Raw genomic sequence first — 24,640 nt, forward strand, 5'->3', positions numbered from 1 at the left:
GGCTGCCGAGTGAGGCCGGTCAGCGGAAGTACACCATGCGTCCGTCTCCCCGCCCGGTCCGGGGTCGGTCGGCGCCTGCGCGAAGCGCCGTCATGCCCGCCGGTCACGGGCGAGGGCCAGGAAGGTCCTGCCGTGCGAGGTCCAGCGTTCCAGTTCGCTCAGGCCGGTACGGGCTGCTCGGTGGGCGGTCGCCGCAGCGCCCAGTCGGGCCCACGGGAACGGTGGCCCGCACCGGCCGTCCGGCCCCTCCACCTGGACGGTCAGGCATTCGTCCACCGCCGTCGACTCGACCTCGACCAGCAACTGGCCACCAGGGGTGAGGAGTTCGGCGACCCGACGGAGCAAGGCATCCGGATCGCCGCCGATCCCGAGGTTGCCGTCGGCGAGCAGCACGACACCCCAACGGCCTTCGGCGGGCAGTCGGTCGAAGACCGAGCGGCAGAGCGCCGGACCACCGAGATCGTGCGTACGGGCCACGGCGGCCAAGGTCACATCGACTCCCATCGCCGGTACGCCCAGCGCGAGCAACTCCGCGACCAGGCGGCCCGGACCGCAGCCCAGGTCCAGCACCGGCCTGCCCAACCGGGCGCAGCGGCCCAGCAGTTCGTGGTCGGCCCCGGCTGCCGGTGCGCACCAGCGCTCCACCTCCAGCCGCAGCCGCCTGCCGTCCGGCCGTCGCAGCCACAGCGGGCCGTGCCCGGACCGCATCGCCTCGGCGAACGGGTCGTCCACCCACGGCTGCGCCCCGGCCGTCACCCCGCCACCTCACTGCCGGCCTGCGTCCGAGCGACGGACCGCCAGCAGCGGGCGAACAGGCCCTCGGGTGCGAGTCGGGCGACCCGCGCGGCCTCGTGGACGGTGTCCACATCCGTCAGGTCCGGAAGTTGACGTACCGTCAGTGCGGATGCGGACAGGCGTTCTTGCAGCACCGCGCCGGTCCGATCGCACGACATCGGTACGCCGAGCAGCAGTCGGCGGGCGAGCGCGGCCGTCGGGCGGGCCAGGCCGAGTGCCCAGAAACCGCCGTCCGTCGCGGGCCCGTACCAGGCATCCACCCCGGCCCGCTGGGCAGCGGACAGCGGTTCGGCGAGCATCCGAGCGGTGAGCTGCGGTGTGTCCATGCCGACCAGCAGCGCGGGCGCCTGTGGCGCGGCATGGGCGAAGGCCGCGGCCAGTCGGACGTCGAGGCCGCCCGCCGACTGCGGCACCACCTCCCAGCCGGGCGGCAGCCAGGGGCCGGGCGTGCCGTCCAGGACCAGCAATCGGCGCCCGGCCGGGACGGTCGACAGCGTGCGGAGGGTGTCCGTGAGTGCGGCCTCGGCGAGGGCGGCGGCCTGCTCCGGCGTGCACGGCGGCGTCAGCCGGGTCTTGGCCCGTCCCGGCAGCGGCTCCTTGGCGATCACCAGCAGGGTCGGCGGCGGGGCGGCGAGGACGGCCCGCATGTCCCGTACGGCCTGGCGGGTGCCGCGCAGCGTGCCGGTGACCTTGGAGCGGCCGGTGCGGGGCCGGTAGTCCACCGGGCGTTCGGCGATCCGCATCCCGGCCGCCGCTGCCGCGAGCACCATCTCCAGCGGGTAGCCGGAACGGCGGTCGCCGAGGCCCAGGGCGAGCAGGCGTTCACGGCGGGCCGCCCGCATCGGTCCGAGGTCGTGCAGCGGGGCTCCGGTCCTGGCGCGCAGACGCCTGGACAGTTCGGCGTTGGCCAAGCGGGCGTGCAGCGGCCAGGCGCCCCGGGAGGTGGGGCGGCGCCGCCCGAGCACCAGGTCCGCCGTACCGTCCACCAGCGGCGCGATCACGCGCGGCAGCTGGGCCGGGTCGAGCGAGCCGTCGCAGTCCAGGAGGCACACCAGCTCGGCGGAGGAGGCCAGCAGGCCCGCGTGGCAGGCCGCGCCGAAGCCCCGGCGCGGCTCGCGGACGACCGTCGCGCCCAGCGAGCGCGCGAGCTCGGCGGAGCCGTCCGTCGAACCGTTGTCCACGACGATCGCGCGCCATCCCGAGGGGATCCGGCCGAGTATCCAGGGCAGCGCGGCGGCCTCGTCCAGGCAGGGCAGGACGACGTCGACGGGCGGGACGGCAGCGACGGGCGGCACCTCGGGGGCGGTCGGTTCGGCCGGTGGGGGAGGAGTGGTCACCCGGCTCACGCTACCCAGCACCGGGCGGGCCGAGGTGGCACCGCGACCTTACGGAAGTCGTACGGAGCAGTCCGCAGTGGCGGGTCGGCGCGGAGAGCTTTCTATCCTCGAAGACGTGACAGAGAAACCTTCCACATCGGCCGTGGCGAATCCCCCGGGGGCCGTCGGCACCGGGGCGGCCAGGTCGTCCAGCGGGGAACGGTCGGGGCCATCCGGCTCTGAACCGCCCGGAGCCGGAGCCGGAGCCGGAGCCGGAGCCGGAGCCGGAGCCGGAACCGAAGCCGCAGCGCCCGGTCTTCGGGCAGCTCGCGACGCGGCCCCCGGAGCCGGCCCCGGCGCGGGCGGTGCGGGAGGAGCCGGCGCCCCGGGTGCGGCCAGGGCCGCGCGGATCCTGGTGGTCGACGACGACCCCACCGTCGCGGAGGTGGTGGCCGGCTATCTGGTGCGCGCTGGCCATCAGGTGCAGCGTGCGGCCGACGGCCACACGGCGCTCGTAGCCGCCGCCGCGGCCCCGCCGGACCTGGTCGTGCTCGACCTGATGCTCCCGGGGATCGACGGCCTGGAGGTCTGCCGCCGCCTGCGCGCGACCGAGTACGGAGCCGAGCTGCCGGTGGTGATGCTCACCGCCAAGGGCGACGAGGCCGACCGGATCCTCGGTCTGGAACTCGGCGCGGACGACTATGTCACCAAGCCGTTCAGCCCGCGCGAACTCACCCTGCGGGTCCAGTCCGTGCTGCGCCGCGCCCGGGCCGCCGCCGCGCCCGCGACACCGCCGGAGCTGGTCACGGCGGGCGACCTCGTGCTCGACCCGCAGGCCCGTCGGGCCCGCCGGGGTGGACGCGAACTCGCGCTCACCCTGCGGGAGTTCGACCTGCTCGCCTTCCTCCTGCGAAACCCCGGGACCGCGTTCGGCCGAGAGGAGCTGATGCAGCGCGTCTGGGGCTGGGACTTCGGGGACCTCTCCACCGTCACCGTCCATGTCCGCAGGCTGCGCGAGAAGATCGAGGACGACCCGGCCGCGCCCGTCCTGATCAGCACCGTGTGGGGCGTCGGCTACCGCTTCGACCCGGCGCCTGCCTCCGACCCGACCAGATGGGGAGCCGACCGGCCGTGAAGGATCTGCTGCTGATCGCCGCCTACGCCGCTCTCGGCGCGGGCGCCTCCGCTCTGCTCGGCTGGCCGGTGGTGCGCCTGCTGCGCCGTCGCTCGCTCGCTCTCTCGCTGTTCAGCGTGGCCGTGGTGACCGTGCTCGCGATGACCGCAGGGACGCTGGCGGTGGCCCAGGCCATGTTCCTGTCCGACCACGACCTCGGCGTGGTGATAACGGTGCTGTGCATGGCGGCCGTGGTCTCGCTGGTGACGGCCGCCGTGCTCGGCCGTCAGGTGGTCGCGGGCAGCCGGGCGCTGGCCCGCGCCGCCCGTACGGTGGGCAGCGACAGCGGATTCGCCGCCCCGGCGCAGCCGCTCGGTTCCGAACTCGCCGAACTCAGCGCCGAGTTGGCGGCCACCAGCGCCAGGCTCGCCGAGTCCCGCAGGCGCGAACAGGCCCTGGAGCACTCCCGTCGTGAGCTGATCGCCTGGATCTCGCACGACCTGCGCACCCCGCTCGCCGGGCTGCGCGCGATGGCCGAGGCGCTGGAGGACGGAGTCGCCGAGGAACCGGCCCGCTACCTGCTCGGGATCCGCACCGAGGTGGACCGGCTCACCGGCATGGTGGACGACCTCTTCGAGCTCTCCCGGATCCAGGCCGGTGCGCTGACCCTCTCGCTCGCCCGGGTCTCCGTCTACGACCTGGTCGGCGACGCCATCGCGGGGGCGTACCCGCTGGCGCGTCAGCGCGGGGTGCGACTGGAGGGGCAGCAGGTGGCACCCGAGCCGGTCGAGGTGGACGGCCGGGAGATCACCCGGGTCCTCGGCAATCTGCTGGTGAACGCCATCCGGGCCACCCCGGCGGACGGAGTCGTCGCGGTCGCGGCCCGCCGCGAGGCGGACGAGGTGGTCCTCTCCGTGACCGACGGCTGCGGCGGAATCCCCGAACAGGACCTGCCCCGGGTCTTCGAGACCGGCTGGCGGGGCGTCACCGCCCGTACGCCGCGCGCCGCCGCCGACGGCCCGGGGCCGGATCACGGCGACAGCGGCGCGGGCCTCGGTCTGGCCATCGTGCGCGGCATCGTCGAGGCCCATGCGGGCCGGGCCAGTGTCCGCAACGTCGGCGGTGGCTGCTGCTTCGAGATCGTCCTGCCGACGGCCGCCGGACCCGGCCGACCCGCGATGCGGGGGTGAGTGCCGCCGGGGCCGGGTGGCAGGGGCGTGCCACCCGGCCACCCGGTCCCGGCGGCCGGTCGGGTCAGCGGTGGTTCTGGAACTGCACCACCTGCTGGTAGGTCGGCCGGTTCTGCCAGGTGATCTTGCCGTCGGTCACGCCGCCGAGCGGGCGCTGGATGATCGTGTCGGCGCACCACTGGTCGCCGGCCGAGCAGTCGCCGTCACCGGGGTAGACCTGGGCCGGAGTCTGCGCGAGCGCGCTGCTGAGGGTGGTCAGCAGGACGGTCCGGCAGGACGCCGGATCGCCTCCACCGCAGTACGGTTGGGCCAGCGGCCCGGCGACCTGGTCCCCGAGGACATGCCGCAGGTCCTTGTCGAGGTAGCTCCACCAGCCGTACTGGAAGGCCGAACCCTTGTGCGGGATGGACTCGTTGGCACTCGCCCCGCCGCTGGTCGGTCCGGTCTGGCCGCCGGACGGCGACTCGTTGATCTGCAACGCCCCCGTCAGCGCGGTGAACAGCCCGTCCCCGAGCCCGGGCCTGAACACCCCGTCCGCCAGCAGCGGCCACCAGGCGTCCAGGGTGCGGATCGCGTCGGCGTCGGCATAGGTGTGGCTGCCCGGTGAACTCTCCCGGCGCTGCCCGCCGTCGGACTGCCAGGTCTCCAGGTTCCGTACGGCGGTGGCCAGTGCGGGATCGGTGACCGGTGCGCTGCGGATCACCCTGAGCAGTTCGGGCAGGACGTCCTCGGCCCGCAGGTCGGTGAGGGCGGCACTCTCCATCGCCTGGGCGAGCGACACCCGGGTGACCTTGTTGCCGCTGTTCACCAGGGACTTGACCCGGGCGTCCAGCAGATTGGCCCGGTGTACCGAGCCGTTGCCGAACCCGGCCGCCGCGTAGTCGTCGGCCTGCCTGTTGTTCCAGGAGACGTAGTAGTCCTGGTCGGTCGACTGCGGGTGCTCGGCGGGCGGTGTGTAGCGGGCGGTGTTGGTGGCCGGGTCGAATCCGAGCCACTCGTAGGCGGGTTCGGCACGGACGGGCAGACCGGGGTCGACGCCGGGGGCCCGGACGGGGTTGCTGCCCGAGTTGAAGTACGCGGTGTCGCGCGAGTCGGCGTAGAACCAGTTGAAGGCGTAGCCGATGGCTGCCGCCGCCTGCTGGAAACCCGCCGGATCGTGCACCGCGCCGGGGTCGTTGAACATCTGGAAGCCGACGATGGAGTCGACCTCGTGACGGTAGGTGGAACGCAGTGAGGTGAAGGCGACGGGTGCGCCGCCGACCGTCCCGCGGGCCGTCACCAAGCCGTAGTTGGAGCGGTACATCACCAGGGTGTACGAGCCGGCCGGGGTGGAGTCGGCGGTCGTCGGCGTCCAGGAGTTCTTCCGCTCCAGCCGTTCCAGCGGGAGGCACTGACCGTGCCAGAGGTAGGAGTCGGCGGCGAGGGTGACGGGTGAGCCGTCGGTGGTGCAGAGCGGAACGGCGTAGGTGTCGGTGATGTCCTGCCCGGCGGAGGTGGCGCTCCATGCGTAGTCCTGGCCGCGTCCGAGTTCGACGTAGAAGCTCAGCCCGGCGAAGGCGGCGCCGCGCGCGCTGATGCCCGGGCCCTGTAGCTCCTCCAGCATCAGCAACTGCGGCGCGAAGTAGCCGGTCTGCGGTCCGAAGACCGCGACGGGGTGGCCGTCGTCCGTGTAACGCCCGGACACCACAAGGGCGTTGGACATCCCGTGCTTCGCGTTGAGCAGGTTGCCCGGCAGCACTCCGGGGGCCTGGGTGGAGCTCTGGTTCGCCGAACCGGTGGCGTCGTAGATCATTCGCTCGGGCACCACGGAACCGGTGTCGGGCATCGCGACGCCCTGCGGGTGGTCGGGCGGCTGCGCGTAGGGGAAGCTCTGTCCGTCGTGCAGGGTCCTGACGGCCTCGGGGTCGTCGGCCTCGCGCAGCGACTTCCACACCGCGTCGCCGGTGTCCTTGCCGTAGCGAGCCTCGGCGGCCGACTTGACCTGTGCGGAGGCCAGTTCACCGCCACCGCCGGAGCCGAAGAGCGCACCGACCACCGAACCCAGGGCGACCAGGTCGGTGAGCTTGAAGGGCTCGATCCCGCCCGCGTTCGTGATCGGGTCGACATGGCCCGTCAGGTCGTACTCGCCGGGGAAGTAGCGTCCCTGGTACGACTCGTTGATGTACTGGTTGATCCCGTCGAGGTAGGCGCCGGCGTCGGTGAGTGCCTGCCGGGCCCGGCCGCCCTGGGTGGCGACGGCGTCGATCTGCTGCTGGAGCTCCTGTTCGGTGTAGGGGGCGGCCTGCCAGAAGCTCTGCTCCAGCTGGCGGTTGGCCGCCGCGCCGCCCGCGAAGCCGGAGAGCTCGCCGCGGCCGACGTGCCGGAAGAGGTCCATCACCCAGAGTCGGTCCTGCGCGGCGGCGTAGCCCGCGCCGAACTCGGTGCCGTAGCGGGTGGTGCCGGTGATGTGCGGGACACCGGTGGACTTGTCCCGGACGATCGTGACATCGGAGCGGGGCGAACTGGTGGATGCCACCTGGTCGGCGGTGACGCCGAAGGAGGAGTCGTTGAAGAAGTTGCGCAGGGTGCTGTCGGTGAGCCCGGGGTAGGCGGTGGCCAGGTTCGCGTACGGGGTGAGCTGGTCGTCGGTGTGGGCGGGGCGGGTGCCGAAGACACGGTTGACCAGGATGTCGGCGAGGGTGGCGTTGCCGTTCTCGCCCGGCGGCAGGACGTCCAGACAGCGGCCGCCGCAGAGGTCGCCCGCCACGGCGGGTGCGGGCCTGGGGGCGGCGGCCGGGGCGGCGGCCAGGGTGGCGGCCGCGAGAAGGGCTGCTGCGAGAGCGGCAGCCTGGAGTCCGAGCGCGGGGCGCCTGAACGCGGGGAGTCTGAGCGCCTGGAGTCTGAGCGCGGGGATGCGTCGGTGCATGCGAGCTCCTCCGTGGGTCCGTGAGACTACGGGGAGTTGACGGTAGGTCGGTTACCGGCCGGTTGCCTAGTAGCGTGCATGCCATCCGGGCAAGATCTTCCGGCGGCGGACTCCCGTGGCGCAGTCTCGCAGCCCGGCGCCGTCAGGGTGTGCGCAAGGCTGCGACACACCAGGTCGGAGTGAGACCGGGGAGCGCCTGAGCGGGTGAGCCGTCAGAGACGCGGACGGGTGCCGTCGGCGGGCCAGCTCTCCAGTGTGCGGCCGCTGCGGAAGCTGTGCCGGGCCCCGCTCACCGGGTCGGTGAACTCCAGGCTCCTGGCCAGTAGTTGCAACGGCCGGCTGAAGTCGTCCAGGGCGATGCCAGGCAGGACTTCGGGGTAGAGCGGGTCCGCCAGGATCGGCACGCCCAGGCTGCACATGTGCACGCGCAGCTGATGAGTCCGGCCGGTGACGGGGGCCAGACGGTAGCGTCCGAGCGCGCCCCGGTGCTCGGCGAGCTCGATCCGGCTCTCGCTGTTGGGCGCCCCCGGCACCTCCTGGGCGGCCAGGATGCCGTGCTCCTTGACGATCCGACTGCTCACCGTGCGCGGCAGGTCGAGCGCCGGGTCGTACGGAGCGATGGCCTCGTACTCCTTGCGCACCAGGCGGTCCTGGAAGAGCCCCTGGTACGCGGCCCGGTGCTCGGGCCGGATGACGAACATCGCCAGGCCCGCCGTCAGCCGGTCGAGCCGGTGCGCGGGGCTGAGCGTGGGCAGATCCAGCTCGCGGCGCAGCCGGGCGAGTGCGGTCTGGGTGACGTGCTGCCCCCGGGGGGCCATTGCCATGAAATGGGGCTTGTCCGCTATGACCAGGTTCTCGTCGCGGTGCACCACGGTGATCGGAAAAGGCACCACGGCTTCCTCGGGAAAGTCGCGGTGGTACCAGATGAACGCGCCGGGGACATAGGGCGCATCGGGCGCCAGCGGCCCGTCCGCGCCGACGACGGCACCCTCGCCGAGCATGCTGTCGATCAACGAGGGAGGCACCGGCAGCCGGTCCACCAGGTGGTCGCGCACCGTTGCCCAGGCCCCGCCGACGGGCAGGCGCAGGCGGACCGGGTCGATGCCCAGCCGTTGCGGCAGCGGTGCGGGCGGCACCTTGGTCTTGCGTCTCATCGCAGGTCAGCGTAGCCCAACCGCGGGACGGGCCCGGACGGGCATCCCCCGGACGTGCTCCGTTCGAAATCGCCGGATATGCGGACCAATGACGTTCGTACCCAATGATCCAGCAGATTAAGGAATCCGATCGCAGACGAAGCTCATATTTTCCAACAAGGGTAAATCACACTATTTCTGGGCTCTTTAAAAGTATTGCTCAAGTGATCCTTGTGGAGATTTAATGGTGACGCCCTGAAGGCAGGGCAATCCTGGTTTCCCAAGGAAGGACATACGGTGACCAAGCTCAAGAGCTATCTGTCCGTGGCACTCGCGACCACGGCACTGGCCGTCGGCGGAGCGCTGGCGGGCAGTGCTTATGCGGCCGCCCCCTCCACCGTCGGCAGCCACCTTGCCCAGGGGATCGGCGCACGAGGCGGTGCGCACCTCAGGACCGACTCCCACATCTACCCTCCGGCCCAGCTCTGCCGGAACCAGGCGTGGACTTCGGGCAACGGCCGGACGGTCCTCCGGGTCCAGGAGGATGGCAACTTCGTCCTCTACAAGGACGGCAGGCCGGTGTGGCAGGCTCCCGGCGCCTACCCCAACGGCAACTGCGCCGTGATGCAGGAGGACGGGAACTTCGTGCTCTACGACCGCGGCGGCCACCCGCTCTGGGCCTCGGGCACCTGGCACAAGGGTGCTTACCTCGCCGTGCAGGACGACGGCAACGTAGTCGTCTACAACAGCAGCAACCGCCCGGTCTGGGCCACCAACACCGGAGACTGACGCGGTGTCGAGTCCTCGGTAGGCGGTCCGATGTCGGCCTTCGTCTCTCTTGCTTCCTTGCGCGAAGGAATGAGGAGACGAAGGCCGACGCCGTCCCAGGGTGCCGCTCAGATGTCGCGGAAGGTCTCGATCTTGGCGCCGATCGAGTTCAGCCGCTCGGCGAGGTCCTCGTAGCCGCGGTTGATGACGTACACGTTGCGCAGTACGGAGGTGCCCTCGGCGGCCAGCATCGCGAGCAGGATCACCACCGCCGGGCGCAGGGCCGGCGGGCACATCATCTCCGCAGCCCGCCAGCGGGTCGGCCCCTGGACGAGCACCCGGTGCGGGTCGAGCAGCTTGACGTCGGCGCCGAGCCGGCCCAGCTCGGTGAGGTAGATGGCCCGGTTCTCGTAGACCCAGTCGTGGATCAGCGTGGTGCCGTGGGCGGCGGCGGCGATCACCGCGAAGAAGGGGATGTTGTCGATGTTGATGCCGGGGAAGGGCATCGGGTGGATCTTGTCGATCGGCGCGGTGAGCTTGGACGGGCGCACGGTCAGATCCGTCAGCCGGGTGCGGCCGTTCTGCGCCGGGTACTCGGGGCTGCGGTCGTAGTCCAGGCCCATCTGCTCCAGCACGGCGAGTTCGATCTCCAGGAACTCGACCGGCACCCGGCGGATCGTCAGCTCGGAGGAGGTGGCGACGGCGGCGGCGAGCAGGCTCATCGCCTCCACCGGGTCCTCGGCCGGTGCGTAGTCGACGTCACAGGTGATCTCGCGCTTGCCGTGCACGGTGAGTGTGGTGGTGCCGATCCCCTCGATCCGCACGCCGAGCCGCTCCAGGAAGAAGCACAGGTCCTGGACCATGTAGTTCGGGCTGGCATTGCGGATGACGCTGACCCCGTCGTGGCGGGCGGCGGCCAGCAGGGCGTTCTCGGTCACGGTGTCGCCGCGCTCGGTCAGCACGATCGGACGGTCCGGCGAGACCTCGGGCGAGACGCTGGCGTGGTAACTGCCACCGGTGGTGGCCACGTCGAGGCCGAAGCGGCGCAGTGCGGTCAGATGCGGCTCGACCGTACGGGTGCCGAGCTCGCAGCCGCCGGCGTACGGGATGTCGAAGTGATCGGCACGGTGCATCAGCGGGCCGAGGAACATCAGCACGCTACGGGTCCGGCGGGCGGCCGCTACGTCCATCGACGCGAGGTCGAGCTCGGCGGGCGGAGCGAGCTCGAGGTCGCGGCCGTCGTTCAGCCAGCGGACCTTGACACCGATGCTGGTCAGAACGTCAAGGATGCGATACACCTCCTCGATCCTGGCGACCTGGCGGAGGGTGGTCCTGCCGGTGGTCAGCAGCGAGGCGCAGAGCAGGGCGACGCAGGCGTTCTTGCTGGTGCGGACGTCGATGGCGCCCGACAGCCGGGTGCCGCCGGCGACCCGCAGATGCATCGGACCGGCGTAGCCGAGCGAGACGATCTCGCTGTCCAGGGCCTCGCCGATGCGGGCGATCATCTCCAGGCTGATGTTCTGCTTGCCCTGTTCGATCCGGTTCACCGCGCTCTGGCTGGTGCCCAGAGCCTCACCGAGCTGGGCCTGTGTCAGGCCCCGGTGCTGCCGGGCGTCACGGATGAGCTTGCCGATACGCATGAGGTAGTCGTCGGTCACGGAGCAGACCATATCTCATATCTGAGATACGACAGATTCTGCTGGCGTGTCCCTCGTCACCACGGCCGGTCGGGCGGAACACCGTCCAGCTCATCGGCAACAGCGTCCTCGCCCTCCTCGACCACCCCGAACAGCTCGCCGAGCTTCGGCGCGACCCCGAGCTGCTCCCCGCCGCCGTCGAGGAACTCACCCGCTACGACAGCCCCGCACCACTCGCGATCCGCCGCTTCCCGCTGGAGGACGTCACCGTTGGCGGGGTGACCATCCCCGCCGGGGAGACCGTACTGCTGGCCATCGGCTCGGCCAACCACGACGCCGAGCACTGCGACCGGCCCGAGCGCCTCGACCTCCGCCGCCAGGACAGCTCGCGTCGCGGCGGGCTCGTCCTGAGCCGATGCCACGGGCTCCCGCCACCGCGGCCGACACGCGATCAGGGGCGGTGAACGATCCGAACTCCCGCCGGGCGCTGAGATGATGGCGCGATGAGTGACATGCGGGTCGAGAGCCGGGAGGCGCTGCCGGGGGCGCTCATGGTGCTGACCGTGGTCAGCGGCTTCCTCGACGCGGTCAGCTTCCTGGGGCTCGGCAGGGTCTTCACCGCGAACATGACCGGCAATGTGGTCGTGGTCGGCTTCGCCGCAGCGGGCGCGCCGGGCTTCTCGGCCGCCGCCTCGTTGACCTCGCTGGCCGGGTTCCTCGCCGGTGCCGTACTGGCCGGCCGGTTCGCGGTGGCGATGAACTCCCGCCCGGCGCACCGCTGGTTCGGCGGCGCACTGGCGGCGGAGGCCGTGCTGACCGCTCTGGCGGCGGTCACCACGGCCTTCACCGCCGGAGCCGGGGCGCGCTATCCGGTGATCGCCGTGCTCGCGGTGGCCATGGGTATCCGCAATGCCTCGGTGCGCCGGACGGGAGTCCCCGACCTGACCACCACAGTGCTGACCATGACGCTCACCGGCTGGGCCGCCGACTCGCAACTGGCGGGCGGCACCGGCCCACGCAGTCGGCGCCGGCTGGGCGCGGCGGCCGCCATGGCCTTCGGCGCCTTCCTGGGGGCCTGGTTCCAGCAACACCGCGGAGTGGTGTGGTCGCTCTCCCTCTGCGGTGCCTTCGTCGCGGTGGTGGCCGTCGTCTACTTCCTCCACGCCGAGTTCTCGCTGCGCCGGGGCCACTTTGCGAGGTAGGCGTGGCGGAGCGCCCCCGGCGCGCTGTCCACGCCAGCACAGCCGCTGACGGCCAGTCGGGTTCCCGGGGTGCCCGAGGCTACCAGGGAGGAGCGCAGCGGGGAGTCCGGCTTGATGTCCGGGTCTTCGGTCTGCTGCACCATCGCAGCAGACCGCAGGGCGCTGCCGAAGAGCGTCCAGCCTGCCGGGCACGCGCCGGCGCCGTCGGCTCACCGCCGGGCGCCGGGTCCGTCCTGGTGCTGGTGGTGTCGGTGGCGGTCCCAGACGGCATGGCCGGCCAGGGCGCCCGCGAGGACGGTGAAGCCGACCCCGACCAGCCAGGACTGCACCACCAGCACCGTCCCGATCGTCCCGTACGAGAGCGCGTTGGAGACGATCAGCGGCGAGAACACCAGCTGGGAGAAGATCCGAAGTCCGACCAGCGCCAGCACCGTTGCCACCGATCCCGGGAAGAGCGCCCGCCAGCACACCCGGCCGCCCAGCAGCAGCCACTGCGTCCACCAGAAGAACAGCACCCCGCCGCCCAGCGCGGTCATCAGACGGAGCGTCGGCTGGGCGGGACTGGCCTGCCAGGGGACTCCGGCCCAGGCGGCGGCGAGCAGGAAGCCGACCAGGCCGGCCAGGGCGATCGCCTGCCGCCAGACGGTGTGCCAGGCCGCCGGGGGCAGGCGCCAGACGCGTTCGTAGCCGGTCTGAACGGCCGCCATGAAGGAGATCCCGAAGAGGCTGGCGACCGCGAGGCTGAGGGCGGTCGTGGTGCTCAGCGCCTGGCTCGGCGAGGAGAACAGGTCCCGTACCTCCTGCGCCGAGCGGCCCGCCAGCCCGAGCCCGTCGACGACCCAGCTGGCGAATCCGGCGCCGTGCACCGGGGAGGCGGCGGCGACCACGATCAGCAGGGGGACCAGCGTCACAAAGCCCAGGGCCGCGAAGCCCATGGCCCGGTGCATCAGCTCGACCTCACGGCCATGGCGCCACATCCGATGGACGAGGGCGCGCAGCCGTCCGTGCGCGGGCAGCGGCCCGGTGAGGGCACTCGCCCCCGTCCCCCGGCCGTCCCGTGAGCGGTCCTCGGGTTCGGGAGGACCCGAGGGCGGTCCGGACATGGTCACCGATCACCTCCGGTTCCAGGCTCTCACCCGCGTGTCTTCCGGACCCGCCCGGACACGGCCCGCCACCCGCTCCGAGCTGCACGGCCCTCCAGGACCGGGCTGCATCGACGGACGGCTCGTCATCCGGACGGGCAGGGCGGCTCGGCCGCCCGGGTGAACCGGGCCCGTGCTCCTGCCCCGACCCGGTCGACTCGGTCCCTCCGGCTCCGTCAAGTCCCACTCGGCTCCCTTCAGGCCACTCCGATCACCAGAGGTCCAGGCTGTGCGCACCGGTCAGGGCCCCGATACGGGCGAGGACTCCGGGGACGGGCAGCGGGTCGAGGCGGCGGCCGTCGCGCAGGCGTACGGAGACCTGGTCGGCGGCCGCCTCCCGGGAGCCGATGACCACCTGGTACGGGACGAGGCGGGCAGCGCGGACACGGGCGCCGAGGGTGCCCTGTTCGGGGTCGGCGAGTTCCGCGCGCAGTCCCTCGTCGAGGCAGCGCTCCACGAAGGCGGCCGCCGCCGGGACCTCCCCGGCGGAGACGGGGAGCACCGCCACCTGGACGGGTGCCAGCCAGGCAGGGAAGGCACCGCCGTGCAGCTCGATCAGATGGGCGACGGCCCGCTCGACACTGCCGATGATCGCGCGGTGGACCATCACGGGCCGGTGGCGCGAACCGTCCGGGCCGATGTAGTGAAGATCGAACTGCTCCGGCTGATGGAAGTCCACCTGAATGGTGGACAGGGTCGCCTCGCGGCCGGCCCCGTCGGCGATCTGCACGTCGATCTTGGGACCGTAGAAGGCGGCCTCACCCTCCACCGCCTCGTACGCGAGCCCGGAGCTGTCCAGGACCTCGGTCAGCAGCTTGGTGGAGCGCTCCCACAACTCCGGTGCGGCGACGTACTTTCCGCCCGGGCCCGGCAGCGACAGCCGGATCCGTGCCGGGCTGATCCCGAGCGCCCGGTACGCCTGCCGGATCAGCTCCAGCGCCGCCCGCGCCTCGTCGGCGACCTGGTCGAGGGTGCAGAAGACATGGGCATCGTTGAGCTGGATCGCCCGTACCCGGGTCAGGCCGCCCAGCACGCCGGACGGCTCCGAGCGGTACATTCCGCCCAACTCCGCCATCCGCAGCGGCAGTTCCCGGTAGCTGTGGGCCCGGGAGCGGAAGATCAGCGCATGGTGCGGACACAGGCTGGGCCGCAGCACCACCTGCTCGCCACCCAGGTCCATCGGCGGGAACATGTCCTCGCTGTAGTGCGCCCAGTGGCCCGAGATCTCGTACAGTTCGCGCTTTCCGAGCACCGGCGAGTACACGTGGCGGTACCCGGCCCGGCGCTCGACCCCGCGGATGTACTCCTCCAGGCTGTGCCGGACGGCTGCGCCCGCGGGCAGCCAGTACGGCAGGCCGGAGCCGATCAGCGGGTCGGTGTCGAAGAGGTCGAGCTCACGGCCGAGCTTTCGGTGGTCGTGCATGGTGGGCTCCCTGTGTGGTCGGCAGGACGAGTGACCATTCCCCGGCCTTCGGCCGGGAGGGACCCCATGGCGAAGCCCCGGGGCACTCGCCCCGGGGCTTCGTGGAAGAACACGAGTCAGCGCGCCGGGACACTCTCCGGCGTCGTCGTCACAATTGCGGCGCGCTTCATGTGATCAACGCTAGCAGCGCCCCGACCGCCCGTACAAGGGGATTCGACTCCACCGCCGGGTTGGGCCGTCCGCCACCCCCGGCTCGTCCTCACGGGCGGCGTGCGAGCTCCGCCAACGCGGCCCGGACCACACCGTCGGCGGCGCGGAGCGCGACGCGCGCGGCCGTGGGGGTGGCGCCGGTGAGCAGCACGACCAGGGCGGGCTTCAACTCACCGCCCGTGGCACGCAGTGCGGCACGGCAGGTCTCCTCGTCGGCGCCGGTGGCCTGGGTGAGGATGGTCAGCTTGCGGCCGACCAGCTTGGCGTTGGTGGCGGCCACCTCCGTCATCAGGTTCGACCAGGTGCGGCCCAGCCGGACCATGACGGCGGTGGAGAAGCTGTGCAGCACCAGCTTCTGTGCGCTGCCGGCCTTCATCCGGGTGGAGCCGGTGACCACCTCGGGGCCGGTGTCGGTACAGATATGCAGATCTGCGAGGTCGGCGAGCGGCGCCTGCGGGTTGCAGCTCACCAGGACGGCGGTGGCGCCGGCCCCGCGCGCGGCAGCGAGTGCGCCCGCCACGTACGGGGTCCGGCCGCTTGCCGCCAGCCCGAGGACCACATCACCCGCCTCGACCTCGGCCAGCGCGCTCCTTCCGTCCGGCTCGCTGTCCTCGGCGCCCTCCACCGCCCGGGCCAACGCGCCCGCACCGCCCGCGAGATGGGCGGTGAAGCGGCCCGGCTCCAGTCCGTAGGTGGGTGCGAGTTCGGCGGCGTCCAGCACGGCGTAACGCCCGGAGGAGCCGGCGCCCGCGTAGTGCACCCGGCCACCGCCGCGCAGCGCGGCCACCGCCGCGTCGACCGCCTCGGCCAGCACCGGGAGCGCACGTGCGACGGTGGCGGGTACCTCCGCGTCGGCCGCGTTGACGGCACGCAGCAGATCGAGGGTGGGCAGCAGGTCGATGTCGGCGGTCGCCGGGTTGCGGCGCTCGGTGGGCGGCAGGGTGGTCACGGGGTCTCCCGGGCGGGGTTGGGGGCGTCCATCGGCGGCAGCGTTGCTCCGAGTGCGTCGCACGATACTGGCGGTGCTGCTGGTTCGGCCCCTGGCGTGCCCAACTCGCCTGCAGCCGGCCGCCCGTCACGAGCGGACTGGCGAGCACACCGCCCAGAGGAGCGGGACTCTGACTGATCAACTGTGCGCGCGCATCGGCGAGTCCGCGTTCGTACCGAGGCGCGCCCCGAGTCCGTGTGCCGGTGGCCGGTGGGGGCGAGTCACGGCTGCGGATCGGCCCAGGGGTTGATGGGGACGGTTCCCCGGCGGTGGCCGTAGCGGTCGAGGAGGTGGCCCGAGAGTTTCGTCGGCCGCAGTGCGATGGCCCGGTTGCCGATGACGATGCCGGGAAGGCGGTCGATCAGACGGGCCTCCAGGCGCTGGGCATCGACCGCCGAGCGGACCCAGGCGATGATCAGCAGGTTGTGACGGCCGGTCACCCCGGCGCACAGCCGTACTTCACGCATCCCCGAGACCGTCCGCGCGGCCTCCGCGAGCGCGCTCGGACTCACCTGGGCCCGGACGATCACCGTGACCGGCCACTCGGACAGCCGCCGGGCCACCTCGCAGCGGGCCTGCACCATCCGGGCGGCGAACAGCCGGGCCACCCGCCGCCGTACGGTGTCCGGGCTGCTGTCGCACTGCTCGGCGAGCCGGGTGAACGAGGCGCGACCGTCGGCCGACAGGGCCACCAGCAGCCGGCGGTCCAGCACGGACGGCTCGAAGACCGCACTCTCCTCGGGCACCTGGCCGGTGTCGGTCAACCGGGCGACCTGACCGGGGGAGAGGGCGCGCAGGCGCCACCGGCTGCCCTCGGTGTAGACGGTCGAGGCGAGCTCGACCCTACGGGCGGTGATGCCCTCCATCGAGCCCAGACCGGTGGTGATCCAGTGCGAGAGGGCGGCCAGATCGGGCCGCATCACGGTGAGCAGCAGATCCCGCTCACCGGTGACGTGCTCGACGGTGCTGACGAAGGGAAGCTCGCCGAGCCGCCCGGCCACCTCCAGCAGACGGCCGTTGGCGCAACCCACCTCCACGAAGGCCAGACAGCCCCGACCGGTGGCCGACAGGCCGGGGCCCGGATAGCAGCTGACCCATGCCGCGCCCCGGGCAGCCAGCCGGTTCCACCGCCGAGCGGCCGTCACCGGATCAATGTCCAGCACGGCGCCGATCCTGGCCCAGCTCGCCCGGGGAGCGATCTGCAGAGCGTGGACGAGCGCCCGGTCGAGCTCGTCGAGACTGTCGGATTCCTGCATCGGGCCCTTCTGCCTGCGCTTTCCCGGCGAATACGGGTAGGTATCTGCTCCAGAGCTTCATCCTGGGACAGTCCGTGGCGTTGTGCACGACCGACGCGCCATCGGACACCAGGTACGAACGAGAGGCAGAGGACACCCATGACGACAGTCGAGCGAGCGAGGGAACTCCACGGCGAGCTGGTCGAACTGCGCCGAGCGCTGCACCGCGAGCCGGAGCTCGGACTCCACCTTCCGCGCACCCAGGAGAAGGTGCTGGCAGCACTGGACGGACTGCCACTGGAGATCAGCACCGGACGCTCGCTCAGCTCCGTCACGGCCGTCCTGCGTGGCACCGGTGGACCGGGCGGTGCGGTACTGCTGCGCGGCGACATGGACGCGCTGCCCGTCCAGGAGACCAGCGGCGCCGAGTACACCTCCAGGATCGACGGCCGGATGCACGCCTGCGGCCACGACCTGCACACCGCCGGTCTGGTGGGCGCGGCCAGACTGCTGTGCGACCGGCGTGAGCAGCTCAAGGGCGATGTGGTCTTCATGTTCCAGCCGGGGGAGGAGGGCTTCAACGGCGCGGGAGCGATGATCGAGGAGGGCGTCCTGGAGGCCGCAGGGAAGCCGCTGGACGCCGCCTACGCGATCCATGTCGCCGCCAACCTGCTGCCGCACGGGCTGCTCGTCAGCCGGCCCGGCACCGTGCTGAGCGCCTGCGACGAGCTGTGCGTGACCGTACGCGGCCGGGGCGGCCACGGCTCGGCGCCGCACCTCGCCCAGGACCCGGTGCCCGCCGTCTGCGAGATGGTCACCGCGCTGCAGACGTATACGACCCGGGCCTTCGACGCCTTCGACCCCGTGATCGTCACGGTCGGCCGCCTCAGCGCGGGGACGCAGAGCAATGTCATCCCCGACACCGCCACCTTCGAGGCCACCGTCCGCAGTTACTCCGAGGCCAACCAGGCGCGACTGCGCACCGGCCTGCCGACGCTGATCAGGGGAATCGCCCAGGCACACGGTCTCGAAGTCGAGGTGGACTTCAGGACGGTCTACCCGGTGACCGTCAACACCCCCGACGAGACCGGGTTCGCACTCGAAGCCGCCCGTGAGCTCTTCGGCCCCGACCAGGTGATGGTGGCGCCCCGCCCTTCGAGCGGCTCCGAGGACTTCTCGCTCGTCCTCCAGCAGGTGCCCGGCGCGATGGTGATGCTCGGTGCCATCGCGCCGGGCGGCGATCCGCGGACGGCTCCGATGAACCATGCGCCGTCAGCGACCTTCGACGACCGGGTGCTCACCCGTCAGACAGCCCTGCTCGCCGACCTGGCGACCCGCCGCCTCGCGGACACCGCCGCCTGACGGCCCGCTCGTTTGGGCCCACTCGTCCGTGCGCCGACTACTCGGTGACAAGCTGGAAGCGTTCGAGGACCACGGGAGTGGTGTCGTCCACGGTGAACGCGGCATCGCCCAGTGCGGCCCGCAAATCCGGGCTGTGCCAGAACCTCTCGTGGTCCGCCCGCCACTGAGCGACCGAGGTGTGGCCCTCGCCCTCGTCCACCGCGTGTGCCAGGTCGACCTCGGCCAGCGGCACGACGCGCACGCCCGTCACCTCGATGACGGCGACCGGTCGGTCGGCGGAGTCGACCACGGCGGACCGGGAGCCCACCTGCGGCAGCGGCTCGTCTGCCTGCTCGTACTCGGCGAGCAGACCGGTGGTCGAGGTCTTGGAACCGTCGAGGATCGCCGCGACCAGGCGGTCGCGGAGCGGGCCGGGGAAGGCGAAGCAGGCCGTGGGCAGGGAGGTGGGATCGGTCGTCATGCGGCCACCGTAGTGCGGCGCCACGCGGTGGCCCGAACGGTTTTCCGCACGCAGGCGCGGCAGTTGCAGCCGTTCACCGCAGTCATTGACTGTCACCGCAGTCGTTGGCGTGACTTCTCGGCGGGTGGCTCGTTGGACGGGGCATGAAGAAGCGCAGCATGCTCGCCGTCGCGTCCCTGGCCGTCGGAGTGGTCGCCTCGCTCACGGCCCCGAATGCCCACGCGGGCTCGGCCGACACCGGTAGCCGCAGCTCCGGGATCCTCACCCCGGACACCCTGCCGGTGCCCGACCAGGCCACGGGTGACAACACCGCGGACGATGCCGATCGCTGACGTCCGCCCGGGCTCTGCGTCGGGTGTCCGACGTAGAGTCGGATGCCGTACGGGTCCGTACGGCTTGCGACAACGGCGAGGAGAGAACCGGTGACCGCAGTTACGATGGCCAAACCTACGGTGGGCTTCGTCGGGCTGGGCGGAATGGGGCGCGGCATGGCCGCCAATCTGCTCCGGGCCGGCTTCTCCGTCCAGGTGTGGAACCGCTCGCCCGATCCGGTGAAGGCTCTCGTCGCCCAGGGCGCGGTGGCCGCCGCCGACTTGACCGAGGTCTTCGCCAACGAGGTCGTCGTCTCCATGGTCGCGGACGACCGGGCGGTCGAGGCCCTGCTGCACGACCCGGCCCTGCTCGCGGGCGCCCGGGCCACGCTGCACATCAACATGGCCACCGTCTCACTGCCACTGGCCCGCCGCGCGGTCGAGCTGCACGCCGAACACGGCCTCGGCTACCTCTCCGCCCCCGTCCTCGGCCGCACCGAGGTGGCGGAGGCCGGTCGGCTCAACATCCTTGCCGCAGGCCCCGATCAGCTGCTGGAGCGGGCCGAGCCGCTGTTCGCCGCGATGGGACAGCGGACTTGGCGCTTCGGCAGTGAGCCGCACCAGGCCAATGCCGCCAAGATCAGCGCCAACTTCCTGCTCGCCTGCGCCATCGAGTCCCTCGCCGAGGCCAGCAGCCTGGCCGAGGCCAACGGAGTGGCGGCGACCGACCTGATCGAGCTGCTCACCAACACCGTCTTCCCCGGCCCGGTCTACGGCGGCTACGGCGCGATGGTCGCCGAACGGCGCTACGAGCCCGCCGGGTTCCGCCTCGCCCTCGGCCTCAAGGACGTCGGCCTCGCACTCGAAGCGGGCGCCGAGCAGCACGTCCCGCTCCCCTTCGGCAGCGTGCTGCGCGACGCGTTCCTGGACGCGATCGCCCACGGCGACGCGGACCGCGACTGGTCAGCAGTCGCCGAGGTCTCCCGCCGCCGCGCCGGACTCGACTGACGACCGGCCCCAATCGGCCGCAGGCCGGCCTCTGCTGGGCCGCTCTCGGGTCGGAACGGTCTGTGTCCGTCCCTCCGTGTTTCTCGGATCCGTCGCGATTCGTAGCGGTCAGGCCGTGGGATGAGAACCCAGTCGCTGCCGGCCAAGGTTTCCGGAACCCTGACCGGCATGGACCCGGACCCCGTCGACCATGCTCGACGTCTGGCGTGTGACCGTTTCCCCGATGCGCTCGCCGTGATCCTTGCCGGGTCGACGGCTGCGGGGCGAGCCACTGCCGGCAGTGACCTGGACATCGCGGTGCTCATCGGAGATGGCAGCGAGACCTGCCGGGAGACGATCCGGTTCGAGGGACGGGTCGTGGAACTCTTCGTCCACACCCGTGCCGGTCTCGTGGACCTCTTCGCTGCGGACGTTGCCGTACGTCGTGCGGTCCTGCAGAGCATGTATGCCACCGGTCTCGTCCTGGTCGACACGGATGGTGCGGCCGGACGCGCCCGTGCGCCGGCCGAGGCGGACCTCCGCGAAGGGGAAGGTCCCCGGTTCGATCCACGGCGTGGTGAAGGCGAACGGCGGCTTCGTCCCCGCCGAACGGAAACGGGCGGACAGCGCCCTGACGCTGGCTGAGCGCGAGGAGGTCTCCCGGGGGCTGGCCCGTGGCGAGTCCCTCCGCGCGATTGCAGGGAGGCCGGGCCGGGCGCCGTCGACCGTCAGCCGCGAAGTGGGCCGCCATGGCGGGCGGGCGAAGTACCGGGCGGCGGATGCCGACGAGCGAGCCTGGGACAACGCGCGCCGCCCCGAATCCTGTCTGCTGCAGGAGATCCTGTGCTTGCCAGGGATCTCCCGGCAGGAGTGGGGACGTCGGTGAGCAGTGATCGCGTGCGCCGGGGTTCCGGGGGAACCGGGGCACGACGAAGGGGCCCGGTGCGTGTGCACCGGGCCCCTTCGGGTGACTGCGGCTACTGGGCCGGCTTAGTACCAGTGGTGAGCGGCCCAGAACGCCCAGGCAGCGTTGGGGCTGCCGTAGCGGGAGTTCATGTAGTTGTAGGCCCACTTGATCTGGGTGGTGGGGTTGGTCTTCCAGTCCGCACCGGCGGAGGCCATCTTGGAGGCCGGCAGCGCCTGGCCCAGGCCGTACGAGCCGCTGCTCGGGTTGGTCGCGGTGACGTTCCAGCCGCTCTCGTGCGAGATGATGTTGCTGAAGGAAGCCAGCTGGTTGGCCGGGACGATGCTGGCGGCGATCTGCTGCGGGGTGGCAGCGGACGCGGCGGTCGGGGCGACAGCGGCACCGATACCGGCGATACCGGCGGCGGCGGCGAACAGAGCAACGGGCTTGCGCAGACGAGCGGTGAACGAAGTAGACAAGAAGAAGTCCTAGGTCGGGGGACAGGAATCCACGCCCTGACGGGGTCAGCAGCCACTCAGGAACTCGTGTGACAGACGTGGGGTCGGCGCGATGCGAGATCTGCGCCGGTCGCCATGACACGAGTCCGGGGGACCGGCGTGTCCTGGCGACTAGGCCAATTGTTAGCGGGCCTCGGGGCCGGTTCCAAGGAGTCGAAAACGGCCGACCTACGAGGCGCCGTCGTAGGCGGGTCGCCGTACGCGCTGCCGAGCGGCCCGCGATCTACCCGAGGGGTCTGGGCTGAAACCTCGCCTACGAAGTATTTTTCACTTCCTGGATTCACGGCGCTGACCTGCGCGGATACCGGGGTCGGCGGCGGGCGGGGCGGAGGCGGGGACGGGGGGTGGAGGTGCGGGCCGGGGGTGGCGGCTAAACCTCTCCGGCCGCACGACGATGCACGGTAGTGGACCTCATGGGGGCTGTGGCTGGCATCACGCGCCAACATGATCCTTTTGTCTGTTTTAGGGGCTTTTGTATCCCCGTGAGGCGCAGCTGATCTCGCCGAAGGGCACGGTGCTGCCACAGCTGTTGTGGCGCAGCTCACCTGAGAAGGGCCTGGGGGAGGCTCGGCGTGGATGGATCGGCGGCGGGGGTGGCCGACGGGGTCGGTCGATTAGGACATGTGCATGTCAAAGATTCGTCATATGCCAGACAGAATTGCCGGAACTCGCATGTTCGGCGCCCGTACGCGATAGCGTTTCGTGGCGTCGAGGCTACCGCAGGTGAGCGCGGGGGCTGCGCGTGCTCACGTACGGAAGAGGTGGGGCGAGTTGGCGGGAATTGATGAGTGCCTGGTCGAGGCGATGGCGATACCGGGCGCCCTGGGCATCAGCCTGGTGGACTGGACCAGTGGACTGACCCTCGGCGCGGCCGGGGAGGGCCCCTCGGGCGACCATGACGCGGGCGCTGCCGATGCGACCGAACTGGCCCGCGCCGTCGTCCAGAACCCCTCCTTCGCCGACCCGGACTCCGCCGCCACCCTGGCCGAGGACGTGATCGTCAGCTCGCCCGGCCGCTACCACCTGCTCCGCTTCGTCGAGGCGGGCTTCGAGAGCGGTACCTTCCTCTATCTCAGGCTCGACCGTGCGACCGCCAACCTGGCCATGGCCCGCCTGCTGTTACGCAGCATCGCCGAACGGCTGGTGCTGATCTGATGTCTCTTCAGGTCCGGCCCGCTCTGGTGCCGCGACGGCGCCCGTCCGCACTGGCGCCGGGCCGCACCCTCGGTGACGTGGTCGAGGCCCTCGCAGCCGAGCACCGCACCGGCGCCGTCCAGAGCACCACCGGCGTGGTCCACCTCGCCGAGGGCGAAGTCCTGCAGGTGCAGAGCGCTGCCGCGCCCGACCTTCCGACTCTGCTCGTCCGCTCCGGACGGCTCACCGAACAGGACCTCCTGGAGCTGTCCGGAACACCGCGGGAGCCGCTGTTCGAAGCCCTGCTGAGCTCGGGGCGGATCGGTCGAGGGGTGCTCGAACTCTGCCACCTCAGCGCGATGTCGGACGCCGCCTTCCTCGCCCTGCCCCAGGACAGCGGACCGGTCAGGTTCCAGCAGGGCGCGCACCCCCAGCTCGGGGCGATCCGCCCGATCGACGTGAGAACGCTCCGAGCGGCGGTGGCCCAGCGCCGGGCGCTGCTCGACCGGATCTGGCCCTGCCCCTGGCTCGACACCGCTCCTGTGCGGCTGAGTGCGAACACCGAAGCCCGCACCGATACGGGCTGGAGCAGGGGCCAACGCGCCGTCGTGCGCGTCGCCGACGGGCGGCGGACGCCCCTGGTGATCGCCCGGCTGCTCGGCCGCCCCGCCTTCGCCACGCTGCTGGACGTCCGCAGGCTCGCTGCCGCCGGCCTGGTCGAGACCCCGCCGGACCGAGCGGGACCGGCAGTCGTGGCCGCACCCGTCAGGTCACCGGTACCGGCCGCACTGGCCGCGCCGACCGCCCTGAGCGCCGAACTGTCGCTCGGTGCAGGTGAGTCGGCCCACGGTCCGGCCGTCCCGGCGGACCCCGAAGTTGCCCTGCTGATCCGGCTCCGTGCCGCTCTGGAGGCCCGTCTGTGACCGCTCTGTCCACCCGACCGGCTCGACCCGCCCCGCACGCCGTGGTCGCTGAATGAAACGCGCATTCCGTCAACTCACCGGAAGGAGGCAGTCCGTGATCTCCGAGCACGAGGTGCTGACCGAACTTCGCGGCCTCCGCGCCAGGATCCCGCATCTGGCCGGCGGACTGGTCGCCACCACGGACGGCCTGGTCGTCGCCCACGACACCACGGACCTGGAGCCGGAGGGCATTGCGGCGCTCACCGCCGCCGCGCTCGGTGTCGGCGCCCGGCTGACCGAGGCCACCGGCCGGGGCGGCTTCCGCGAGCTGCTGACCAGGGGCGAACTCGGCTACACCGCGACCTATGCGGTCGGCGCCTTCGTGGTGCTGACCCTGCTGGCCGGACCCGAGGCCAACGTCGGCCGACTGCACCTGGAGGCGCGCAAGGCCGGCGGCCGGATCGCCGCGCTCGCCGACACCGCCCTCGGCCGACCGTAACCCCCGCCTCCTCGGTCCTGTCCGTCCGACTCTCCCGCAGCCCCCGCTCTCAGGCCCGGACCGCCCGCCCGGGCACCGGCTTTCCGCACTGCCCCACACCACACTCGAAGGGAAGACCATCCGATGGCGAACACCGAGACGGCCCTCAAGGACGTCATGACCATCGAAGGCGCCGTCGGCGTCGCACTTGTCGACTACGGCAGCGGTATGGCCCTGGGCACGCTCGGTGGTGACGCGAGCCTGGATCTCGGCGTCGCGGCGGCCGGCAATACCGACGTGGTCCGGGCCAAGGTCCGGACCATGGAGATGCTCAAGCTGAACGACACGATCGAAGACATCCTGATCACCCTCAACGCCCAGTACCACGTCATCCGCCCGCTCACCAGCCGCTCCGGCAAGGGCCTGTTCCTCTACGTCGTCCTCGACCGCAACCGGGCGAACCTGGCCATGGCGCGGCACCAACTCCGCCGGATCGAGGGTGAACTGGAGGTCTGACCCGCCCCGA

At 71.8% G+C, this 24,640-nt stretch carries 22 protein-coding genes and 3 pseudogenes; 13 read left to right on the top strand and 12 right to left on the bottom strand.

The features are described from left to right. Positions 1-90: 90 nt before the first annotated feature. The 3 genes and pseudogenes from P3T39_RS16600 to P3T39_RS16610 form a co-directional block, all read right to left on the bottom strand. Positions 91-756, bottom strand: coding sequence for a class I SAM-dependent methyltransferase (locus P3T39_RS16600; protein ID WP_280698434.1), 666 nt, complete (start codon positions 754-756; stop codon positions 91-93). Continuing rightward, entirely contained in the window at positions 753-1,442 is a 690-nt protein-coding gene (locus P3T39_RS16605; protein WP_280698568.1) for a DUF2064 domain-containing protein, read from the bottom strand. The genes P3T39_RS16600 and P3T39_RS16605 overlap by 4 nt, the downstream gene beginning before the upstream one ends. Then, positions 1,416-2,090 (bottom strand): annotated as a pseudogene (locus P3T39_RS16610) (glycosyltransferase family 2 protein); the annotation flags it as partial. The gene P3T39_RS16605 and the pseudogene P3T39_RS16610, both read right to left, overlap by 27 nt. A gap of 430 nt (positions 2,091-2,520) precedes the next feature. On the opposite strand from P3T39_RS16610, the gene P3T39_RS16615 reads away from it, so the two are divergent. Together P3T39_RS16615 and P3T39_RS16620 are read left to right on the top strand one after the other, a co-directional pair. After that, positions 2,521-3,246, top strand: coding sequence for a response regulator transcription factor (locus tag P3T39_RS16615; protein ID WP_280698569.1), 726 nt, complete (start codon positions 2,521-2,523; stop codon positions 3,244-3,246). Next, on the top strand, positions 3,243-4,415 hold the full coding sequence (locus P3T39_RS16620) for a HAMP domain-containing sensor histidine kinase (RefSeq protein WP_280698435.1): 1,173 nt from the start codon (positions 3,243-3,245) through the stop codon (positions 4,413-4,415). The genes P3T39_RS16615 and P3T39_RS16620 overlap by 4 nt, the downstream gene beginning before the upstream one ends. A gap of 64 nt (positions 4,416-4,479) precedes the next feature. Here P3T39_RS16620 and P3T39_RS16625 read toward each other — a convergent pair whose 3' ends face one another. Then, the gene (locus tag P3T39_RS16625) at positions 4,480-7,320 is read right to left on the bottom strand and encodes a penicillin acylase family protein (protein ID WP_280698436.1); all 2,841 of its coding nucleotides are present in this window, start codon (positions 7,318-7,320) and stop codon (positions 4,480-4,482) included. A gap of 212 nt (positions 7,321-7,532) precedes the next feature. After that, positions 7,533-8,474: a pseudouridine synthase gene (locus P3T39_RS16630; RefSeq protein WP_280698437.1), complete on the bottom strand. Its 942-nt coding sequence runs from the start codon at positions 8,472-8,474 to the stop codon at positions 7,533-7,535. A gap of 276 nt (positions 8,475-8,750) precedes the next feature. On the opposite strand from P3T39_RS16630, the gene P3T39_RS16635 reads away from it, so the two are divergent. Continuing rightward, positions 8,751-9,242, top strand: a complete 492-nt coding sequence (locus P3T39_RS16635) for a hypothetical protein (protein WP_280698438.1) — start codon at positions 8,751-8,753, stop codon at positions 9,240-9,242. A gap of 107 nt (positions 9,243-9,349) precedes the next feature. Here the strand turns inward: P3T39_RS16635 and P3T39_RS16640 are convergent, their stop codons facing one another. Then, the gene (locus P3T39_RS16640; protein ID WP_280698439.1) at positions 9,350-10,879 is read right to left on the bottom strand and encodes a UDP-N-acetylglucosamine 1-carboxyvinyltransferase; all 1,530 of its coding nucleotides are present in this window, start codon (positions 10,877-10,879) and stop codon (positions 9,350-9,352) included. Between the two features lie 77 nt (positions 10,880-10,956). On the opposite strand from P3T39_RS16640, the pseudogene P3T39_RS16645 reads away from it, so the two are divergent. Both P3T39_RS16645 and P3T39_RS16650 read left to right on the top strand, forming a co-directional pair. After that, positions 10,957-11,235, top strand: a pseudogene (locus P3T39_RS16645) (cytochrome P450); the annotation flags it as partial. Between the two features lie 126 nt (positions 11,236-11,361). Further along, complete coding sequence (locus P3T39_RS16650) at positions 11,362-12,060, top strand: YoaK family protein (protein WP_280698440.1); 699 nt, start codon at positions 11,362-11,364, stop codon at positions 12,058-12,060. Between the two features lie 209 nt (positions 12,061-12,269). On the opposite strand, the gene P3T39_RS16655 is transcribed toward P3T39_RS16650, so the two are convergent. The 4 genes and pseudogenes from P3T39_RS16655 to P3T39_RS16670 form a co-directional block, all read right to left on the bottom strand. Next, positions 12,270-13,163 carry a YhjD/YihY/BrkB family envelope integrity protein gene (locus P3T39_RS16655; RefSeq protein ID WP_280698441.1) on the bottom strand — a complete coding sequence of 298 codons (894 nt, stop codon included), beginning with the start codon at positions 13,161-13,163 and terminating at the stop codon, positions 12,270-12,272. 250 nt (positions 13,164-13,413) lie between these two features. Further along, a pseudogene (gene thrS / locus P3T39_RS16660) lies at positions 13,414-14,628 on the bottom strand (threonine--tRNA ligase); the annotation flags it as partial. 256 nt (positions 14,629-14,884) lie between these two features. Beyond that, positions 14,885-15,784, bottom strand: coding sequence for an N-acetylmuramic acid 6-phosphate etherase (locus P3T39_RS16665; protein WP_280698443.1), 900 nt, complete (start codon positions 15,782-15,784; stop codon positions 14,885-14,887). Between the two features lie 260 nt (positions 15,785-16,044). Next, positions 16,045-17,079, bottom strand: a complete 1,035-nt coding sequence (locus P3T39_RS16670) for an Lrp/AsnC family transcriptional regulator (protein WP_280698444.1) — start codon at positions 17,077-17,079, stop codon at positions 16,045-16,047. 138 nt (positions 17,080-17,217) lie between these two features. Here P3T39_RS16670 and P3T39_RS16675 point away from each other — a divergent pair, with 138 nt between their 5' ends. Then, the gene (locus P3T39_RS16675; protein WP_280698445.1) at positions 17,218-18,420 is read left to right on the top strand and encodes a M20 family metallopeptidase; all 1,203 of its coding nucleotides are present in this window, start codon (positions 17,218-17,220) and stop codon (positions 18,418-18,420) included. A gap of 37 nt (positions 18,421-18,457) precedes the next feature. On the opposite strand, the gene P3T39_RS16680 is transcribed toward P3T39_RS16675, so the two are convergent. Continuing rightward, positions 18,458-18,880, bottom strand: coding sequence for an ASCH domain-containing protein (locus P3T39_RS16680; RefSeq protein WP_280698446.1), 423 nt, complete (start codon positions 18,878-18,880; stop codon positions 18,458-18,460). A gap of 143 nt (positions 18,881-19,023) precedes the next feature. Between P3T39_RS16680 and P3T39_RS16685 the strand changes: the two genes are divergently transcribed. The 3 genes from P3T39_RS16685 to P3T39_RS16695 all read left to right on the top strand — a co-directional run bounded on the left by P3T39_RS16685 (position 19,024) and on the right by P3T39_RS16695 (position 20,823). Continuing rightward, positions 19,024-19,212, top strand: a complete 189-nt coding sequence (locus P3T39_RS16685) for a hypothetical protein (protein WP_280698447.1) — start codon at positions 19,024-19,026, stop codon at positions 19,210-19,212. Between the two features lie 42 nt (positions 19,213-19,254). Beyond that, the gene (locus tag P3T39_RS16690) at positions 19,255-20,199 is read left to right on the top strand and encodes an NAD(P)-dependent oxidoreductase (protein ID WP_280698448.1); all 945 of its coding nucleotides are present in this window, start codon (positions 19,255-19,257) and stop codon (positions 20,197-20,199) included. Positions 20,200-20,319: 120 nt separating this feature from the next. After that, the gene (locus P3T39_RS16695; protein ID WP_280698449.1) at positions 20,320-20,823 is read left to right on the top strand and encodes a nucleotidyltransferase domain-containing protein; all 504 of its coding nucleotides are present in this window, start codon (positions 20,320-20,322) and stop codon (positions 20,821-20,823) included. Positions 20,824-21,168: 345 nt separating this feature from the next. Here P3T39_RS16695 and P3T39_RS16700 read toward each other — a convergent pair whose 3' ends face one another. Further along, positions 21,169-21,561: a transglycosylase SLT domain-containing protein gene (locus tag P3T39_RS16700; RefSeq protein ID WP_280698450.1), complete on the bottom strand. Its 393-nt coding sequence runs from the start codon at positions 21,559-21,561 to the stop codon at positions 21,169-21,171. A gap of 810 nt (positions 21,562-22,371) precedes the next feature. On the opposite strand from P3T39_RS16700, the gene P3T39_RS16705 reads away from it, so the two are divergent. The 4 genes from P3T39_RS16705 to P3T39_RS16720 all read left to right on the top strand — a co-directional run bounded on the left by P3T39_RS16705 (position 22,372) and on the right by P3T39_RS16720 (position 24,630). After that, positions 22,372-22,755, top strand: coding sequence for a hypothetical protein (locus tag P3T39_RS16705; protein ID WP_280698451.1), 384 nt, complete (start codon positions 22,372-22,374; stop codon positions 22,753-22,755). Beyond that, a complete protein-coding gene (locus P3T39_RS16710) occupies positions 22,755-23,657 on the top strand; it encodes a transcriptional regulator (RefSeq protein WP_280698452.1) in 903 nt (300 codons plus the stop codon). The genes P3T39_RS16705 and P3T39_RS16710 overlap by 1 nt, the downstream gene beginning before the upstream one ends. 94 nt (positions 23,658-23,751) lie before the next feature. Further along, entirely contained in the window at positions 23,752-24,135 is a 384-nt protein-coding gene (locus P3T39_RS16715; RefSeq protein WP_280698453.1) for a roadblock/LC7 domain-containing protein, read from the top strand. 123 nt (positions 24,136-24,258) lie between these two features. After that, positions 24,259-24,630, top strand: coding sequence for a hypothetical protein (locus tag P3T39_RS16720; protein ID WP_280698454.1), 372 nt, complete (start codon positions 24,259-24,261; stop codon positions 24,628-24,630). Positions 24,631-24,640: the final 10 nt, after the last annotated feature.

Origin of the sequence: Kitasatospora sp. GP82, assembly GCF_029892105.1 — a bacterium.
Classification (GTDB): domain Bacteria; phylum Actinomycetota; class Actinomycetes; order Streptomycetales; family Streptomycetaceae; genus Kitasatospora.